The 17,934-nt window shown below is 65.6% G+C and carries 16 protein-coding genes; 7 read left to right on the top strand and 9 right to left on the bottom strand.

The window, feature by feature from the left end:
- Positions 1 to 31: 31 nt before the first annotated feature.
- The 4 genes from N0B15_RS01280 to pyk form a co-directional block, all read right to left on the bottom strand.
- Positions 32 to 1,162 carry an SPFH domain-containing protein gene (locus N0B15_RS01280; RefSeq protein WP_263017481.1) on the bottom strand — a complete coding sequence of 377 codons (1,131 nt, stop codon included), beginning with the start codon at positions 1,160 to 1,162 and terminating at the stop codon, positions 32 to 34.
- Between the two features lie 83 nt (positions 1,163 to 1,245).
- Positions 1,246 to 1,872 carry an NfeD family protein gene (locus N0B15_RS01275; protein ID WP_263017480.1) on the bottom strand — a complete coding sequence of 209 codons (627 nt, stop codon included), beginning with the start codon at positions 1,870 to 1,872 and terminating at the stop codon, positions 1,246 to 1,248.
- A 47-nt stretch (positions 1,873 to 1,919) separates the two neighbouring features.
- On the bottom strand, positions 1,920 to 2,231 hold the full coding sequence (locus N0B15_RS01270) for a DUF7312 domain-containing protein (protein WP_263017479.1): 312 nt from the start codon (positions 2,229 to 2,231) through the stop codon (positions 1,920 to 1,922).
- Between the two features lie 66 nt (positions 2,232 to 2,297).
- A complete protein-coding gene (gene pyk / locus N0B15_RS01265; protein ID WP_263017478.1) occupies positions 2,298 to 4,058 on the bottom strand; it encodes a pyruvate kinase in 1,761 nt (586 codons plus the stop codon).
- Between the two features lie 224 nt (positions 4,059 to 4,282).
- Between pyk and N0B15_RS01260 the strand changes: the two genes are divergently transcribed.
- Positions 4,283 to 4,570: a GYD domain-containing protein gene (locus N0B15_RS01260; RefSeq protein ID WP_263017477.1), complete on the top strand. Its 288-nt coding sequence runs from the start codon at positions 4,283 to 4,285 to the stop codon at positions 4,568 to 4,570.
- Here N0B15_RS01260 and N0B15_RS01255 read toward each other — a convergent pair whose 3' ends face one another.
- Both N0B15_RS01255 and N0B15_RS01250 read right to left on the bottom strand, forming a co-directional pair.
- Positions 4,571 to 6,910, bottom strand: a complete 2,340-nt coding sequence (locus N0B15_RS01255; protein WP_263017476.1) for a sensor histidine kinase — start codon at positions 6,908 to 6,910, stop codon at positions 4,571 to 4,573. It lies immediately after the preceding gene.
- A gap of 110 nt (positions 6,911 to 7,020) precedes the next feature.
- On the bottom strand, positions 7,021 to 7,341 hold the full coding sequence (locus tag N0B15_RS01250) for a hypothetical protein (protein WP_263017474.1): 321 nt from the start codon (positions 7,339 to 7,341) through the stop codon (positions 7,021 to 7,023).
- Positions 7,342 to 7,585: 244 nt separating this feature from the next.
- Here N0B15_RS01250 and N0B15_RS01245 point away from each other — a divergent pair, with 244 nt between their 5' ends.
- From N0B15_RS01245 to N0B15_RS01225, 5 genes are all read left to right on the top strand, one after another.
- Entirely contained in the window at positions 7,586 to 8,515 is a 930-nt protein-coding gene (locus tag N0B15_RS01245) for an ABC transporter substrate-binding protein (protein ID WP_263017473.1), read from the top strand.
- Positions 8,516 to 8,519: 4 nt separating this feature from the next.
- Positions 8,520 to 9,236 carry an ABC transporter permease gene (locus N0B15_RS01240; RefSeq protein ID WP_263017471.1) on the top strand — a complete coding sequence of 239 codons (717 nt, stop codon included), beginning with the start codon at positions 8,520 to 8,522 and terminating at the stop codon, positions 9,234 to 9,236.
- Positions 9,233 to 9,997 (top strand): amino acid ABC transporter ATP-binding protein, encoded by a 765-nt coding sequence (locus tag N0B15_RS01235; RefSeq protein WP_263017470.1) that lies wholly within the window; start codon positions 9,233 to 9,235, stop codon positions 9,995 to 9,997. Before N0B15_RS01240 ends, N0B15_RS01235 begins: the two co-directional genes overlap by 4 nt.
- A 14-nt stretch (positions 9,998 to 10,011) precedes the next feature.
- On the top strand, positions 10,012 to 10,698 hold the full coding sequence (locus N0B15_RS01230; protein WP_263017469.1) for a TOBE domain-containing protein: 687 nt from the start codon (positions 10,012 to 10,014) through the stop codon (positions 10,696 to 10,698).
- Between the two features lie 1,447 nt (positions 10,699 to 12,145).
- The gene (locus N0B15_RS01225; RefSeq protein ID WP_263017468.1) at positions 12,146 to 12,328 is read left to right on the top strand and encodes a hypothetical protein; all 183 of its coding nucleotides are present in this window, start codon (positions 12,146 to 12,148) and stop codon (positions 12,326 to 12,328) included.
- A 30-nt stretch (positions 12,329 to 12,358) separates the two neighbouring features.
- On the opposite strand, the gene metG is transcribed toward N0B15_RS01225, so the two are convergent.
- The 3 genes from metG to mfnA all read right to left on the bottom strand — a co-directional run bounded on the left by metG (position 12,359) and on the right by mfnA (position 16,072).
- Positions 12,359 to 14,449, bottom strand: a complete 2,091-nt coding sequence (gene metG / locus N0B15_RS01220; protein WP_263017467.1) for a methionine--tRNA ligase — start codon at positions 14,447 to 14,449, stop codon at positions 12,359 to 12,361.
- Positions 14,450 to 14,567: 118 nt separating this feature from the next.
- Positions 14,568 to 14,909, bottom strand: coding sequence for a hypothetical protein (locus N0B15_RS01215; protein WP_263017465.1), 342 nt, complete (start codon positions 14,907 to 14,909; stop codon positions 14,568 to 14,570).
- 74 nt (positions 14,910 to 14,983) lie between these two features.
- Complete coding sequence (mfnA, locus tag N0B15_RS01210) at positions 14,984 to 16,072, bottom strand: tyrosine decarboxylase MfnA (protein ID WP_263017463.1); 1,089 nt, start codon at positions 16,070 to 16,072, stop codon at positions 14,984 to 14,986.
- A 199-nt stretch (positions 16,073 to 16,271) separates the two neighbouring features.
- Between mfnA and N0B15_RS01205 the strand changes: the two genes are divergently transcribed.
- Entirely contained in the window at positions 16,272 to 17,930 is a 1,659-nt protein-coding gene (locus N0B15_RS01205; RefSeq protein WP_263017462.1) for a hypothetical protein, read from the top strand.
- The last annotated feature ends 4 nt before the right edge of the window (positions 17,931 to 17,934 follow it).

Genomic DNA, 17,934 nt, shown 5'->3' with positions numbered 1-17,934 from the left:
CGTGGAACTCTCAGCGGGCGGCCGAGGACGCTCAGGCGCCCGTTCCGCTCTCAGCTTCGGTCTCGAGATCGCCGTCGAGTGCGTCGTCACCGCTCGAGAGCGCGCTGGTATCTTTGCCCTCTTTGATCGCCTGGGCCTGCTGTTCCATCGCCTCGAGATCCATCTCGGCTTCCTTGTCGATCTCGCCGATGATCTCGGCGATGTCGTCGAGACCGATGAGTTCGCGCGTCTCGTCGTCGAACTCGAGGCTGTCGAGGACGCCGGCGTCCTCCTTGATGTCGCTGCCGGTGAGGTGTTTGCCGTAGCGGCCGACCATCGAGGTGAGTTCCTGCGGGAGGACGAACGTCGTGGATTCGCTGGTACCGATCTCCATCAGCGCGTCCATGCCCTTGTCGATGACGGCGCGCTCGCCCATCGACTCCGCAGAGCGTGCGCGCAGGACGGTCGAGATGGCGTCACCCTGTGCTTCGAGGATCTGGCTCTGTTTCTCACCCTGTGCGCGGATGATCTGGCTCTGTTTGTCACCTTCGGCCTTCTCGACGGCGCTGCGTCGCTCACCCTGTGCCTCTAAGATCATGGCACGGCGTCTGCGCTCTGCGGAGGTCTGTTGCTCCATCGCGCGCTGGACGTCCTGGGAGGGGTTGACCTCGCGGACCTCGACGGACTCGACGCGGATACCCCACTCGTCGGTGGGTTCGTCGAGTTCCGTGCGGATGCGCGCGTTGATCTCCTGGCGCTTGTTCAGCGTGTCGTCGAGTTCCATGTCACCGAGGACGGCACGCAGCGTCGTCTGCGCGAGGTTCGACACAGCAGTACTGTAGTTTTCGACCTCGAGGAACGCCTTCTTCGCGTCCATGACGCGAATGTAGACGACGGCGTCTGCGGTCACCGGCGAGTTGTCGCGGGTGATCGCCTCCTGGCGGGGCACGTCGAGCGTCTGTGTACGCATATCGAACGTGTGTGCCTTCGAGACGAACGGTGGGACGATGTTGATACCCGGTTCGAGGAGCTTTCGGTACTCCCCGAAGACGGTCAGCGCCCGTTTCTCGTACGCGTTCACGATCTCGACCGCGCTGAACAGTGCGGCGAGAACGACGATCAGTACGAGTGCACCGACGAACAGACCGATTTCGGCCTGCAGGACGACAGTCTCTAGGACCATAGGTTCGACTTGTAGCGGTGCCGTAAAAAGCGTTCCCTTATTCCGTAGACATTTGCGAGAGAGTGACTGTCTCTGTCAGGCGATCAGGCACCCGACCGCTCCGTCTCGGTCTCTTTGCGTTCGGTCTCCTCGCCACCCGCGTCGGTCCCGCTCGCGGACTCGCCCTCTTCGATCTCCGCAGATCGTTTCGCGGCCTCTCGAGCCAGTTCGCGGTCGATCTCGTCCTCTTCGAGCACGTCGTAGGATTCGACCGTCAGAACGTTTCCGCCGCCGGGGTCGAGCACGAGCACTTTCTCTCCCTCTTCGATCGTCCCCTCCTGGGCACGGGCGCTGTAGAAGGGGCTGAAGCCGCCGTCCTCGAGTTTGACCTGGCCGCCCCGTGGGGTGACCGTCTCGGTGACGTAGCCGACACGTCCCGAGAGCGCGTCGGAGTCGCGCGTCTGGGCGGTGCCCTTCCCGCCGTAGAAGTCGAACTCGCGGTAGATCCACGTCGCGACCGAACCGATCGCGAGCGTCAACGCGGCGAGGACCAGCAGTAACACCGTTCCGCCGAGGAACGGGCCGAGCACGAGACCGAACAGCCCCGCACCGACGAGTGCGACGCCGACGACGATCAGGTGCGCACCAGGTGAGAGCGCCTCGAGCGCGACCAGAAAGAGCCCTGCCGCGAGCAACAGGTACGGCATATTCGCTACGAGGAGTTCGAGCATGTACGACGGTTAGGTCTCGCCACGATTAAATGTTTACCGCGAACCGCTCAGCCGACGAACCCGATCGACACCAGTCGGAGCAGGATGGCGACCGTGAGCACGACGCCGAGAACGACGAAGACGGCACCCTCGAGCGTCGGCGACCCTGGCTCGATCACCGTCGAGTTCGGCTCCGGTACGAGGTGGTCGTCCACCTCCCCTTCGCGTTCCGTGTCTTCGGTCGCGTCCGTTTCGCCGTCCCGTTCGGCGGCCGCAGGCGCACGAGTCGTGTCGATCGGTATCCGGTCGTACTCGTCGTGAGCCTCGGTCTCGTCGCCGTCTCGCTCGTCCGCTCGAGCGGGCGAGGCGTCCTCGTCCATACGGTGAGTACGCACGCCGCGGTGAAAAGTCCGCCGTCGCCGTCCCGTTGCGGCCGGGGGTGTCCGCTAGCGATCCGACGCGCCGTCGAGTCGCCCGTCGTAGACGACGCCGCGTTCGGCGTCGACGGTCACCTCGCGGCCGTCGGCCAGGTCGGTGAGGTCGGCCCCGCTGAGCATCGGGATGTCGAGTTCGCGCGCGACGAGTGCTGGGTAGCCGGTCATGCCGCGTCGAGCGTCGACGATGCCGGCGATCCTCGAGAGGTTGCCGTCGAACTCGCCGTCGAACTCCCGGTCGAGCGTGACGATGGCCCCGTCGGGCAGCCTCGAGAGGTCGCCGTCGTCGGAGAACGCGACGGGACCGGAGACGCGCCCGTCGACGACGACGCGGCCGGTCGCGAGCGCCTCGGCGGCGACGTGAACTTTCATCATGTTCGTCGTGTTCGCCCCCTCGAGTTCGGTCATCATCCCACAGAGGACGACGACGGTGTCGCCGCTGTCTGCGACGCCCGCGTCGAGCGCGGACTGGACGGCCTTCTCGATGACGGCGTCGGCTCCCTGGTTCGAGACCGACGCGAACAGCGGCGTCACGCCCCAGGAGAGCGCGAGTTGCCGCCGGACGCGGTGGCTCGGTGTCGAGGCGACGACCGGGACGCCGGGGCGGTACTTCGCGGTCTTCAACGCCGTGTAGCCGGACTCGGTCGCAGTCACGACGGCGTCGGCACCGATGTCGCGCGCGAGAAACCGTGCCGAGCGTGCGAGGGCGTCCGTCCGGGCGTCACCCGAGGAGGGGACGCGCTGTTCGAGCAACTCGGCGTACTCCCGGGAGCCTTCGACTTCGGAGACGATACTGTCCATCGCCTCGACGACGGCGACCGGGTGGTCGCCGACGGCGGTCTCGGCCGAGAGCATGACCGCGTCGGTTCCGTCGAGGACGGCGTTGGCGACGTCCGAGGCCTCCGCGCGCGTCGGGCGTCTCGAGTGAACCATCGAGTCGAGCATCTCGGTGGCGGTGATGACCGGCGCACCCGCCTCGCGACACCGGCGGATGATGCGCTTCTGGATCATCGGCACGTCCTCCATCGGACACTCGACGCCGAGGTCGCCGCGGGCGACCATCACGCCGTAGGAGGCTTCGATGATCTCCGTCAGGTTCTCGACCGCGCCCGCGCGTTCGATCTTCGAGATGATCGGGATGTCGGCACCGAACTCCTCGAGCACCTCGTTGACCTCGTAGACGTCCGCCGCGTCGCGGACGAAACTCGCGGCGACGAAGTCGACGTCCATCTCGGCGGCGAGTTCGAGGTCGGCGCGGTCTTTCTCCGTGACGATGTCCAGGTCGAGGTCGACGCCGGGGACGTTGACGCCCTTCCGTCCGCCTAACTCGCCGCCGGTCTCGACGTGGGCGAGGATGGTCTCGCCGCCGTCTTCGACGCCTTCGACGCGTGTCTCGATCAGGCCATCGGCGAGGAGGATCCGGTCGCCGACGTCGACGGCGTCGATCGCCAGCGAGAGACCGACCGTCTCGGCGCTCGCCTCGTCTCCCTCGACGAACCGGACGGTCGAGCCAGTCTCGAGTGTGACCGTCTCACCGTCGGGCAGCGGTGCCGTCCTGATCTCGGGACCTTTCGTGTCGAGCATCACCGCGACGGGCATCTCGCGTTGTTCGTCGACGTTGCGCACCGTCTCGATCATCGACGCGCGCGACTCGAGGCTGCCGTGGCTCGCGTTGAGCCTGGCAACGGACATACCAGCGTCCGCGAGGGACCGAACCGTCCGCTGAGAAGCGGAGGCTGGTCCCAGCGTACAGACGATTTTCGCATTTCTCATGCCCACCGGTAGGTGGGTCGGTGGCAAAAAGGTACGTGGACTGGCCGACCGGATCACCGTGTGATCAACTCTCACGATGCAAATTCTGCCGTATCTTCCGCCTCTGGTGTACGAATGTCTACTTCGATGCCGTCGGCCAGGGGCGAGTAAGGGGACCGTCCGCACAAGGGCTGCCGGGAGTCGCCACGCCAAGGCCTTTCGGTCCCGCTCGCTTGCACTCGTCTATGCCGACGTACGCATCACTCGTCGACGCGACCGACCGCGAGGTCCACACCGCACAGGAACTGGCGTCGATCTGGGGTGAGATCGACCGCGAGTTCACCGAACTCGGCGTCGAACTACGCGAGTCGTACGCCATCCTCGGCTCGCACGACTTCCTCGTGACCTTCGAAGCCCCCGACCACGAGACCGGCTTCAAGTCGGCGTTGACGCTTCGCCGCCACGGTCTCTCGGCCGAGACGATGCAGGTCCTCGATACGGACGCGTTCGCACACGTCGTCGACGACATCTGATCACTCCGTCTCTTCGACTCGGCGCAGTCGCACGGTGACGGTCGTTCCCGCCTCGTCGCTGTCGATCTCGAGGTCGCCGTAGGCGTCGACGACCCAGCGGACGATCCAGAGTCCCAGGCCGCTCCCGTGGACGAGCGGCGACTCCATGCGTCCGGTGATCGCCTCGAGCTCCGAGGACGGAATGCCCGGCCCATCGTCGCTGATCTCGATCGCGGCGCGCTCGCTCGAGGGCTCACGGACCGTGACCGTGATCGTCGGGTCGGATCCGTCCGCCGTGGGGTCGCCCGGCGTCGTCTCTCGGCCGTGGACCGCGGCGTTCTCGAGCAGTTCGTACACCGCCGTCTCGAGGTGTTCGTTGCCGTAGACGGGAACCGCCCCCGGCAGTGACGTCTCGAGGGTCACCTCGCGGGCGTACTCGAGGTTGAAGCGCATGATCGCCCCCTCGACGGTCCGGACCGCGTCGATGCGTTCGATTTCGGGGGCGTGATCGGCGTCGAGCAGTCCCTGTATCTTGCGCGCTTTCGTCCCGAGGCGCGTGACCCGGTCTGCCGCTCGCGCGACGATCTCGAGGTGGCTTCGCGTCTCCTCGTCCGCGCTCGCCAGCGCGAGGTCGAGTCGGCCCGAGATGACGTTCATCTCGTTTCTGATGTTGTGTCGCAACACCCGGTTGAGCACCTGGAGTTGCTCGCGCTGTTTGTTCTCGGTGACGTCGAGCATGAACCCCTCGACGAACTCGAGGTCGCCGTCGGCGTCGTAGACGCCCTTGCCGATGTCGCGCACCCACCGCTGGGTCTCGTCGTTCGTGACGATGCGGTAGACGACGTCGAAGCGCTCGCGGTTGGCGATCGCGATCTCGCGCTGCTGGCGGGTGGTCTCGTGGTCGTCGGGGTAGATGATCGAGTCGACGGTGACCGCTCCCGACTCGAACTCGGCGGCGCTGTAGCCGGTGAGCGCTTTCGCCCCGCTGCTGACGAAGGTCATTCGTTCCTCTGGGCCGCCGGTACAGCGGTAGACGACGCCCGGGAGGTTCTCGATGAGTGTCGCCTGCTCTTTGTTGCGCAACTCGAGCTGGTGGGAGCGTTCCTCGAGCGTCCGGGTGATCGCCTCGAGTTTGTGCTCGCGGCGTTTGATCGCCGTCACGTCCTCTGCGACGACGAGTCGGCCCGTGATCTTCCCGCCGCCGTCGTGCAGCGGCGAGAGCGAGAGCACGTAGTGGCGGCGCTTGCCGTCGACCGTACACGTCACCTCGGTCGTACACTTCTCGCTGACGTCTCGTTCGAAGACGTCCTCGAGCGTGAGTCCGACGAGCGTCTCGAACCCGTCACGGTCGACGCCCTCTCGGCGGTCGCGCTGCTCGTGTAGTGGCTCGTTCACTCGTTGTCGGCTGGCCGACGCGTCCCCGCCGTAGTCGGCGCCCGGACGCGCCGGGAGCGGGTGGCCGTGTCCGTCGGCCAGCCACTTCTCTCGCGTCTCGTCGACGGGTGACGCAGCGAGCGTCGAGACGACCGCCTTGCCGAGGACAGAGGTCTCGCTGTCGGCGTCGAGTACCGGCAGGGCGGCCTCGTTGAGGTCGACGATCCGGTCTTCGATGTCGAGAACGAGCACGCCGTCGCGCATCTCTTCGATGATACGCTCTCGAGCGATGGGAACGAGGTCGAGTAAGTCGTAGCGGTACATCGCCCACACGAACGCGACCGCAGAGATCGAGAGACCGAACGCGGTGTAGTCGACGGTCGTCACCTCGAGCACGTACAGCCCGTTGACGAACCACGGGACGATCGCGGCGACGACGATGGTGATCGCCTGGTCGCGATAGATCGTCCAGTTCCGTCTCGCGAACCGGGTGATCCAGAAGATGGCCGTCGCCATGAGTACGTAGACGTACGCCAGATACACCCAGAACCAGGTGCCACGGTCGAACGAGAGCACCACGGTTCCACCGGCGGTCCTCAGGCTCTCGCCCGTGCGAACGAGACCGTGTACGTCGTTGGTGTACACGAGCGCGACCGTCACGATTGCCGGGAAGACGAGGGCGAGAAACGTCGGCTGACGGAGCCAGCGGTCGTTCGAGGTGTAGCGCGCGGCGAAGGCGATGTAGCCGACGATCGTGACGAGGACGAACACGTATCGGAGATCGTTCCAGAAGAGTTTGGTCTCGAGAGCCGTGTTCGCGATCTGAAACGCGTAGGTCAGAGACCACCCGACGGCACCGACCAGGGTCGCCAGCAGGGGGAGCGATCCCCGTGACTCTCGGTTGCGCCAGACGACCGTCGCGAGGGCGACGCTCACCGAGACGGCGGCAAGCTGTGGTAACACGTGATAGGTCAGCTGCCAACCCATTTGGATGGTATTATTCACCGACTCGCCTGATATAACAGTATCTGTCTATATATGAGACAGGTCGCGGCGCTGACTACGGCAGGTGGCGCTAGCGAGTGGTACTCGAGCGATCACACCGTTCGTCCGGTCCAGCCGCCGATGGCCCCGAACACCGACGTGTACACCGGTATCGAGAGCAACCACACGAGCGCGGTGAGGCTCACCCACCCGAACACCGCGTAGACGACGAGCCAGAGTACCAGCACGAACAGGCCACCGATGACTCCCGCGAGCGTGCCGCGAAACGCCGTTCCACCGAGGCGCCCGGCGAGGAACCCGGCGATCATGTGCGTCAGATCGAACACGAGCACCACCGGCAGCCAGAACAGCGTGACCGAACAGACGACCACGACCATCACACACGCCGGAAGCCCCCGGTTCAGCCGCATCATGCCCTTCTATTCTAACACTAATTGCATTAGTGTATCGGTGCAGTCACCTCACACAGCCACCACGCCCCGAGCGCCACCCGCTTTCGTCTGCGAGTTCCTGGCTCGCGTGGCCCACCTGGTTGGGTCCTGATAACTACTCCTGGTTTCGTCCGGCTCGAGACCGTCCAGATAGCCGTTTTCCTCAACCGACCGTGGTTGCGTCCAGTTCCGAACTTATTTACCCACCTACTCCGTCGTGGTATCCATGACGATACATCGTCGCGCCGTTCTCGCTGGCGTCGGCGGTGGGGTGGCGGCTGCACTCGCAGGCTGTCTGGCACTCGACGACGGCGACGACACCGAGAGACCCGCACTCAGCGGCGAGACCCTCAGACTCACCACGACGACGAGTACGTACGACACCGGACTGCTCGACGACCTCAACGCACCGTTCGAAGCACGCTACGGCGTCACCGTCGAGACCGTCGGACTCGGAACCGCCGCGGCACTCGAGACCGCGCGCAGCGGCGACGCCGACGTCGTCCTCGTTCACGCCCGTTCGCTCGAAGACGAGTTCCTGCGCGAGGGCTACGGCGTCAACCGCCGCGACCTCATGTTCAACGACTTCGTGATCGTCGGCGACCCCGACGACCCCGCTGGAGTCGGCGCCACCGAGGACGCACTCGAGGCGTTCGAACGGATCGCCGACGCCGAAGCGACGTTCGTCTCCCGGGGAGACAACTCGGGGACACACACCAAAGAACTCGAGATCTGGGCGGCGACCGCCGTCGGTGACGAACGCGGGGAGTGGTACCGCGAGGCCGGCGACGGCATGGGCATGATCCTCAACCAGGCCAACCAGAGCGGCGGCTACACCCTCTCTGACCGGGGAACCTACCTCTCGATGCGCGAGACCCTCGACCTCGAGATTCTGCTCGAGGGACCGATCGAGGACGGTCCCGACCGCCTCGCGAACCCGTACGGCATCGTCGCGGTCAACCCCGCCGTCTACGACCACGTCGAGTACGACCTGGCGATGGCGTACATCGGCTACCTGACCGGTCCCGAGGGCCACGACCGGATCGAATCCTACACCGCCAACGGCGAGCAACTGTTCTTCCCCGAGGCGCTCTCGGCCGACCCGAACTTCGAGCAGTACGTTCCAGCAGACTGGAGTAGGGCGGGCAACGACTGAGCCTATGACACTCGAGACCGCGATTCTCGCCTCGTCGTTCGTCGAGTTTCCCTTCGAGTGGCACTACGTCCGCAGCATCGTTCGCGTCTCGCTCTACGTGAGCCTCGTCGCCGTGGCGTTGAGTACGCTGTTCAGTCTGCCGCTCGCGCTCGCGATCGGCTTCTCCGAGTTCCGCGGCAAGCGACTGGTGACCGCCGTGATCAACACGGGAATGGGCTTTCCGAGCGTCGTCGTCGGCCTGGTCGTGCTCTTCGCCGTCTCGAACCAGGGACCGCTCGGCCCGCTGAACCTCGTCTTCACCCCCGAGGCGATGATCCTCTCACAGTTCGTTCTCGCCGCCCCGGTCGTCACCGGCGTCAGCCTCGCGGCGGTGAGCGGCGTCGACCGGCGCGTCCGCGACGCGGCCTACGCGATGGGCGGGACGCGTCTCGACGTCGCCCTCGTCGTCATCAAGGAGGCGCGCTACGGCATCGCGACGGCGATTCTCGCGGGCTTCGGCCGTGCAGTCAGCGAAGTCGGCTCCGTCCTCATCGTCGGCGGCAACATCGCCAGCGCCGACGGCACCTCCTACACCCGGACGCTCACCACCGCGATCCAACTCGAGGCACGCCAGGGGCGCTTCGAGACCGCGATGCTCCTCGGCGCGATTCTGGTCGCCCTCGTGCTGGTCGTCAACGCCATCGTGATCCGCCTCGGCGGCACGGGCGGGAGGTACCGATGACGCTCGCCCTCGAGGGTGTCTCCCACGGCTACGGTGACGGCTTCGTTCTCGAAGACGTCTCGCTGACGGCCCACTCCGGCGAGGTGCTCGCGGTCATCGGTCCCTCCGGCGTCGGCAAGTCGACGCTCCTGCGCCTGCTCGCCCTCTTCGAGCGGCCGGACCGGGGATCGGTCACCGACGACGGAACCGACGTCTGGACGCTCTCGACACAGGAACGCCTCGCCGCTCGCCGTGGGGTCGCCACCGTCTTCCAGGAGGCGAGTCTCTTCGGCGCGAGCGTCCGCCGGAACGTCGAGTACGGTCTCCGGGTGCGCAAATCCTGGCCCGCCCGGCTCCGTCACGAACTCGCGACCCGTCTCGGAATGCCGACCGACGCCGCCGTCCTCGACGCGCTCGAGACCGTCGGTCTCGCCGACCAGCTCGACCAGCACGCCGCGTCGCTCTCGGGCGGCGAGGCTCAGCGCGTCGCCTTCGCCCGTGCGCTGGCCTACGACCCCGACGTACTCCTCCTCGACGAACCGACCTCCGACCTCGACCCGCGAAACACCGCCCTCATCGAACGCGCCGTACTCGAGGCCCGCCGCCGCGACATCGGCGTCGTCGTCGCGACCCACGACATGCACCAGGCCGAGCGCATCGCCGACCGCGTCGCCGTCTTACTGGACGGCGGCGTCATCGACGTCGGTGACGCCGAAACCGTCTTCGAGAACCCGGCAGACGAACGAACCCGGAAGTTTATCGACGGCGAACTGATATACTGAGCCGAGACGCGCCGATGACCATCGAGAAGGACTACAGCCCGAAACTCGCCGTCGGCGAGGTCACCGTCGACCGCCGCGACATCGAGATGCTCGAGGCGATCGACCGCTGTGGCTCGCTCCACGCCGCGGCGACCGATCTCGGGCGTTCCTACGCCCGCCTCCAGCGTCGCGTCGTCGAACTCGAGGCCGCCGTGGGGACGCTCACCGAGCGCCGTCGCGGCGGCAGCGGCGGCGGCGGTACCGAGTTGACCGCCACCGCCTTCGACCTGCGGCGGCGTTTCGAGCGCCACGAGACCGAACTCGAGGGTGTCGCCCGCGTCACCGAGTCGGTGCTCTCTGGCACCGTCGGCGAGCGCACCGGCGAACTCGCGACCGTCGAGACGGCCGTCGGTCCCGTCCTCGCGCTCGTCCCCGAGGGCGCGAGCGACGTCGAGATCACCGTCAGATCCGACGCGGTGGTGTTGACCGACCCCGACGAGACTCCGGATGGCAACGACACCAGCCTCCGGAACACCTTCTCCGGCACCGTCACCGCCCTCGAGTCGGGTGAGGCGATCACACGCGTCACCGTCGCGCTCGGAGAGGGGGTCACACTCGAGGCGCTCGTCACGAACGCGAGCGTCGACCGACTGGGACTCGAGACCGGGCGGGCGATCACCGCGGCGTTCAAGGCGACGGCTGCGCGGGCGATTCGGGTGTAGGTGGACCGGCGTTCGCTTTGGATCTCGGCGGTGGTCTCCAGCTCTGGAAAACAGACAGTCTGATTCCGCCGATCTACGGCGGCAGCCGAAACTACCCGCGTCTGAACAGAAGATTAATACCCAACAAGGTGAATAGCGTAGTATGAACTGGGAAGCAGAGAAGCGAATGCAAGAGGACGTTCGGGAAAACGAGGAGTACTACCGCGCCCTCGGTGAAGTCGAAGCTGAGTAACTCGCTTCTTTTAGCTCGGTCTTGAGCACGTCGACGAAGTGAAACCACCACACGTAGTAGTGCATATCTTTACTATACAGTGTATCGAGTTCGTATCTCGTTTGGACACGAATCGCTTTCGACTCCCTAATTGCACTTACTGTTCTATGGACCGGCCACTGTGTAATTTCGAACCCACTCGAGACCAACAGTTCTCTCAGCGTCGCAATCGCCGTTCGGTGATTCGCATCTGGAAAAAAGTGTTTTCCAGTCCACGCTCGCATCCACAGTGCACACTGGTTGATGAGTGGCTCGTCTCGCGGAAACCGTCGGAGAACGCTTCGGAGGTCACCGTTTCGAACCCGCCAAATTTCGGTCCGTGCGTCGACGAGCCGTTTGTGACTTTGTAACTCGTATGGTGTACTCCCATGTAGGAACTTCATGTTCCGGTATTTGAAGTTCGCTGCGCTAATTGTTGATAAATCTATAATTCTATCGATTGTATGTGGGTTGTCTGGATCGAACTCCTCGCTCAAATACTGTGATCCCGCTTCTGTAAGGTGGTAGGTTCGACAACCAAGGTCCTGTAATAGCCCATGCAACGCTAGCTGCTTACACCGCGAGTACGTATACTCGATGCTCCAGTTTAGTTCCCCACTCTCATCGAGGTCTCTGAGCCAAGATGTTTGGTTTTCTCGAAATGTCTGCAAAATCTCTGGGTCTTCCGGTTCCATCCACTGTGCAGGCTCAACCATACTACAGCTAAAACGACCACATCTAACACTGTTTTGTCCGCTTTATTTATTGTCTGAACGTACTGTTCCCGAATTGTAATGAGTTTGCTCGAGTACCCCATCCCGACCCCCGTTGGCCAGTGGTTCGGGCCCACTTCCTCGTATCACCACTAGCCATCTCCAGAAATTATATGTATCTGTCCGTGAAACTCTCTCGTGGAAGCGACGCCCGCCGCGGAGGTGGGGCACGCACAGAAAGTGCCCCGGGTGCAGCCACACCCGAGGCGTGGCTTCCACAACCCAAGCAGGGTTTTGAAGCCATGACTCAGTACCAACCACGCGACCTTAAAAGGCTCGCAAACACGCTGTACAGCCCGCGAAACGCCGATTCTCGGAGTGGATACGCTCGCTCTCGTGTGAGTGACCCGACCGCTCGAGCCACGCCTCTCACCACACCATTGCAACTGCGTCCCGCTCGAGTTACCCCGTCAGTGGGGCGTCGATGAGCGAGGATCTCGGCCGGTGGGGCGGTGAGAACTGGAATCCGCCGCGCTGTCCCCACTGTGAGAGCGTCGTCGTGGGGGTGACGGCGACGGGTCCGGACACCATCGTCGCCTCCTGTGGCTGTTATCTCACGCAGAACGAGGCGCGAGCGCTTCGCGAGACGCCGGCGGAACTCGAGTGATGGCCACGGACTAGCGCTCGAGCGCCCGTCTTACCGAACCTTCTCACCCAGGTCGGCGTCACCGTGGGTCGTCAGCAGGTCGGCCTCCTCGCCCGCCGCGAGGATCATGCCGTTGGACTCGACGCCGAAGAGCGTCGCGGGTTCCATGTTCGCCAGCAGGATGCACTTCTCGCCGGGCAGGTTCTCGAGGTCGTGTAGCTGTTTGATCCCGGCGACGACCTGACGCGTCTCGAGACCGATGTCGACCTCGAGTCTGGCGAGTGCGTCGGCCCCCTCGATGCCTTCTGCCGACTCGATGCGGCCGACGCGGATGTCGAGGTCCTGGAAGTCGTCGAAGCTGATGCGCTCTTCGAGCAGTGGCTCGAGGTCCGCGTCTCCGCCAGCCTCCTCGTCGTCGGCGTCTGTGGGCGCGTCGTCGGCTGCATCGTCGTCTCCGTCGTCGCTCGCGGCGTCGATCTTCGCCTCGAGTTGTTCGGTCAGCTCCTCGACGCGGTCGTCCTCGAGTTTCTCGAAGAGTTCGCTCGGGGCGTCGAAGTGTCGGGGTGGCTGCTCGAGGGCGGCCTCGAGACCGGTGTCGCCGACGGCACTGTCTTCGCCGAGCTGTTCCCAGAGCGCCTGCGCCTTGCCGGGGGCGATGGGTTCGAAGAGGACGGCGATGGCCTTCGCGAGTTGGACGCAGTCGCGGATGACCTGGGCGGCCTGCTCGGGGTCGTAGTCGGTGAGTTTCCAGGGTTCGTTGCGCTGGATGTACTCGTTGCCGAACTGGGCGAGGCGGGTGGTCGCCTGGCCGATGCCCCGGAGTGAGTAGTCGTTGACCGCCTCGCGAACCTCGCCGATGGCGCCCTCGATTCGCGCTTCGACCTCGTCTGAGACGTCGGTCTCCGGGGTCCCCTCGTAGTTGCGCTGGGCGAACAGCAGCGAGCGGTAACAGAAGTTGCCGACCGTGCCGACGAGTTCGCCGTTGACCTTCTCCTGGAAGGCCTCCCAGGTGAAGTCGACGTCCTGCTGGAGGCCGCCGGTCGTCGTCAGGTAGTAGCGCAACAGGTCGGGGTGAAAGCCCTCCTCGAGGTACTCTCTCGCCCAGATGGCGCGGTTGCGACTCGTCGAGAGGCCCTTGCCGTCGATGGTGATGAAGCCGGTGGCCGCGACGGCGCGTGGGGCAGTGTAGCCTGCGGCCTCGAGCATGGCGGGCCAGAAGACCGTGTGGTGCTGGATGATGTCGCGGCCGATGACGTGGACGATGTCGCCGCCGTCTTTCCAGACATCTTCCCAGTCGTAGGCGTCGGAGCCGACGCGCTCTGTGTACTGTTTCGTGCTCGCGATGTACTCGATGGGGGCGTCGACCCAGACGTAGAGGACGAGACCGTCCGCGCCCTCGCCGGGGTAGTCGATTCCCCAGTCCATGTCGCGCGTGATACACCAGTCCTGGAGACCGTCTTCGATCCACTGACGCGGCTGGTTTCTGGCGTTGGGGGTCCCCTCGAGTCCGTCGAGGAACTCGGTGAGGTAGTCGGTGAACTCGGAGACGCGGAAGAACTTGTGGGCGCGCTCGCGGTACTCGGCGGTGTTGCCGGTGATGCTGCTGGTCGGATTCTCGACCTCGCCAGGCTCGAGGTGGCGCTGACAGCCCTCGTCACACTCGTCGCCGCGGGCTTTCGACCCGCAGTAGGGGCAGGTCCCCTCGACGTAGCGGTCGGGGAGGTACTGGTCTGCGTCGGGGTCGTAGGCGACTTTGATCTCCTTCTCGTAGACGTAGCCCTCCTCGTCGAGCGTGGTGACGATCTCGCGGGTGAGTTCGGTGTTGGTCTCGTCGTGGGTGTGGCCGTAGTTGTCGAACTCGACGCTGAACTTCGGGAACGTCTCGCTGTACTGCTCGTGCCAGCGGAGGGCGAACTCCTCGGGGTCGACGCCCTCTTTCTCGGCGTTGACGGCGACCGGCGTCCCGTGCATGTCGGAGCCACAGACGTACGCGGTGCGCTGGCCGAGCGTCTTCAGCGCGCGCGAGAAGGCGTCCGCGCCGATGTAGCCGCGCAGGTGGCCGATGTGGAGGTCGCCGTTGGCGTAGGGCAACCCGCAGGTGACGACTGCGGTCCGCTCCGTCGGAAACTCGTCGCTGCTCATACTCGATGTGTCTCGTCTGCGAGCGTAAAACCCGCCGGTTTCGCCTCGCTCGTCTCACCCCCCGTCACCTGTCGCTTCGGCGGATCGAACCAGTGCTGTCACCTCGAGCGGTCGGTGGTCACGCCCGGTCGCTCGTGCCCGCGTCGTCGCTGGCGAGGTCTGGCAGAAGGCCGAGTCTGGACCCGAAGAGGAGGGCGATGCCGAGGGCCATCGTGGTGAAGAAGGCCGCGAGCAACACCGGGTGACTGTCGGGTCCGAAGGCGGTGACGACGGCGGTTCCAACCCACGCGAGCCAGGCCAGCGCTTCCCAGAGTCGGCCGCCGTAGAGGCGCCACGTCGACAGTGAGAGGGCGAATCCAGCCAGGAGGACCGCGACTAATGTCCCTTCGAGAACCTGCGTCGCGGCGACGAGTCCGAGGATACCCACCACTGCCGCGTAATCGAGCGCGTCCATCGCCATGGTCGTCCCGTGGGTGGTACGCCGTCAAAAGCGAGTTGATTCGTCGGTGTGCGACCCGGATCTGTCCGTTCGGCTCAGTCGTCGCCGGTGACCGTCGCGCTCGCACGCGGTGCCAGGCGGTCGAGGTCGGCGAGGAACGACTCGAGCATCTCCCGGGTGACGTGGGGCATACAGACGACCCTTAGTTCGCCGGCGCCGGTGCGCGAGATGCGCCAGCCTTCCTCGCGGAGCGCGTAGAAGACGGGTTCGGGAACCGACGCCGAGACGAGCGGTAGTTCGGGGTCGACGACGTCGTAGCCGCGAGCGAGGAGCGCCTCGGCGAACCACTCCGCGTTCGCCTGTGAGCGTTCGTGCTGGCGGCGGTAGCCGTCGGGCCAGAGCGCCTCCATCGCCGCGACGGCGCTCGCGACGCCAGCGCCCGAGCGCGTGCCGGTGAGCGTCGCCTGTGAGGTCGACTCGAGGTAGGGTGTGTCGACGGCGAGCGCGTCGAGGAGAGATTCCTCGCGGGCGAGGAGTCCGCCCGAGGGAACGGCGGCCTGGCCCATCTTGTGTGGATCGATCGCCATCGTGTCGACCGGTGCGTCCGCGAAGTTCCAGGCGTGGTCGGTAAAGGGGAGGAGGAAGCCGCCCCAGGCGGCGTCGACGTGGAGCAAGGCGTCGGCCGAGGCGGCGATCTCGCCGAGTTCGGGGATGGGGTCGACCCGGCCGTACTCGGTCGTCCCTGCGACGCCGACGACCAGCGCCGTCTCGTCGTCGACGCAGGCGGCCATCGCCGCCGGGTCGGCCCGCAGGTCGTCGTCGACCGGCGCGATTCGTAACTCGATTCCGAGGACGTCGGCGGCCTTCTGGAAGCTGAAGTGGCCGGACTCGGGCATGACGACGTTCGCCCGCTTCGTGCGTCCGGCGCGTTCTCTGGCGATCCTCACCGCCTGGATGTTCGCCTCCGTGCCGCCGCTGGCGACGTACCCACCTGGATTCTCGAGACCGGCAATCTCGCCGAGGGTGTCGACGGCGGCGCTCTCGAGTGCTGCCACGGCCGGGTAGGTCGCCGGGTCGCCCGGATTCGTCGCGAGAAAGCGGATGGCCGCGTCGCGGGCGGCCGGGTGAGGCTCCGTACACATCGAGGAGAGCACCCGGTCGAACGCCTGCGGCTCGGCCTGCATATCACGCTCATGGTGGTTCATCGGTTTATGGGTTGTGTTCTCTCCTGCACCGCGACTCTCCGCTGACCCGAAACCACACGCCTCGCTGCGGGCTATCACCGCCCTGTGTGTCGTCGCGGTGTGTTGCGGTTCGATATATTTTCCATCAACAAATAGATTAGATTATATACGTCGTCCCTCGTTGAGGACGGCGGTTAAAATGTCACCAAGACGAATCCGTGGCGCTGGAGCCGACGACGAAGATGCCTCGAGCGAGACCACGGCGATGAACCGCCGGTCGTACCTCACGGCGACCGCGGGTGCGGCGCTCGCTGGCGTCGGTGTTTCGTTCGCGGGCGCAGGAACGGCGGCTGGCTCGAGCGATGGCGCGGGCGGCCCGGTCGTGCTCATGGGAATCGACGCCGAGGACGGCGGCATCGGCGGCCACGGACCCATCGAGGTGTACGCCGACGTCGTCGACAGCGTGCTCGAGGCGGTCACCAACGGCGGCCAGGGAATTCTCGTCGTCGGTGAGTCCGGTATGCCGAACACGGTCTTTCAGTTCTGGCAGGAGATCAGACTCCTGACGGGCGAACCAGTCAGCTACGTCGGCGGGGCGGACGACATCGAGACGGTCGACTTCGACGGCTACGCGATGCTCGCGGTCGTCTCGAGCGAGTACGAGATGTTCCAGACGGGACCCGGCGTCCCTGCGGGTGAGGGACTCACGGAAGCGGAGAACGAGGCGTTCACCGCGCGCGTCGCCGAGGTCGCAGACCACGTCAACGCCGGTGGTGGCCTACTCGGCTTCTCCCAGAGCGGTCTCTCGAGCCAGTTCGGCTACCTCGCCGACATCGGCGACTTCGAGACCCAGGGTGGACTCGGCTACAATACGATCGAGCCGACCGACGAGGGCGCAGAGATCGGAATCACGACCGACCTCAACGTCTGTTGCTGGCACGACCTCTTCCTCGCGTTCCCCGACTTTCTCGACGTGCTCGCCTACAACCCGTCGGGTGACGCGGCGGCAATCGGTGGCGTGCAGGTCGTCGTTCCGACCGTCTCCGTAGCCATCGACGGCGCAGACGAGACGTACGTCGGCACGGCCGAGGAGTACGACCTGACCGTGACCAACACCGGCGACCCGACGCCGGAGGAGACCTCCGTCGACCTCGCGATCACTCGAACTGCGGGTATCGAGGACGGCGACGTCTCGCTCGAGGCCGACGACGAGGGGGCGTGGAGTGGCCTCTCACTGAGCGCGGACGGGGACGCGCTCACGGTGGCGCTCGCCGAGGACGTCGCCCTGCCGAACGGCTTCGAGGAGACGACGCCACTGCGCGCGGCCTTCGCCGAACTCGACACGTACACGCTCGAGGCGACTGTCGTCGGCGTCGACACCGGGACGGTGTACGCGCGTACGAGCCACGACGTCGACGTGCTCGAGCCACCGATCGTCGAACAGTGCGTCGACCTCCTGGCTGGCCAGCACATCGAGGCCGGATCTGTCTGTGTCGTCAACGACGGCGAGCACCTGACGGTGACCTACGCGACCGACGACGGCTGGGAGATCACCGAAACCCACCTCGCCGTCGGCGCGTCGTTCGACACCTTCGACGCCGAGGGCTGGACCAACCGGCCGGGCAACCCGCGCCCGGGTCGCTTCCCACACGGTGACAGCTACGACGGCACCGAGGAGACCACGTACACGGTCTCGCTCGAGGACGTCGGCGTCGAACCCGGCGACGAGGTCGTCATCGCCGCCCACGCCGCCCTCGAGCGCGACGACGGTACCGAGAGCGAGAGCGCCTGGGGCGCTGGCGAGCGCTTCGTCCAGCGCGGCAACTGGGCGACGCACTTCGGCTACGAAATCCAGTAGGCGG

It is taken from the genome of Natronobiforma cellulositropha, from assembly GCF_025629245.1.
Taxonomy (GTDB): Archaea; Halobacteriota; Halobacteria; order Halobacteriales; family Natrialbaceae; genus Natronobiforma; species Natronobiforma cellulositropha.
Note: the sequence above shows the minus strand (reverse complement) of the source record. Positions and strands in the feature narration are given on the sequence as shown.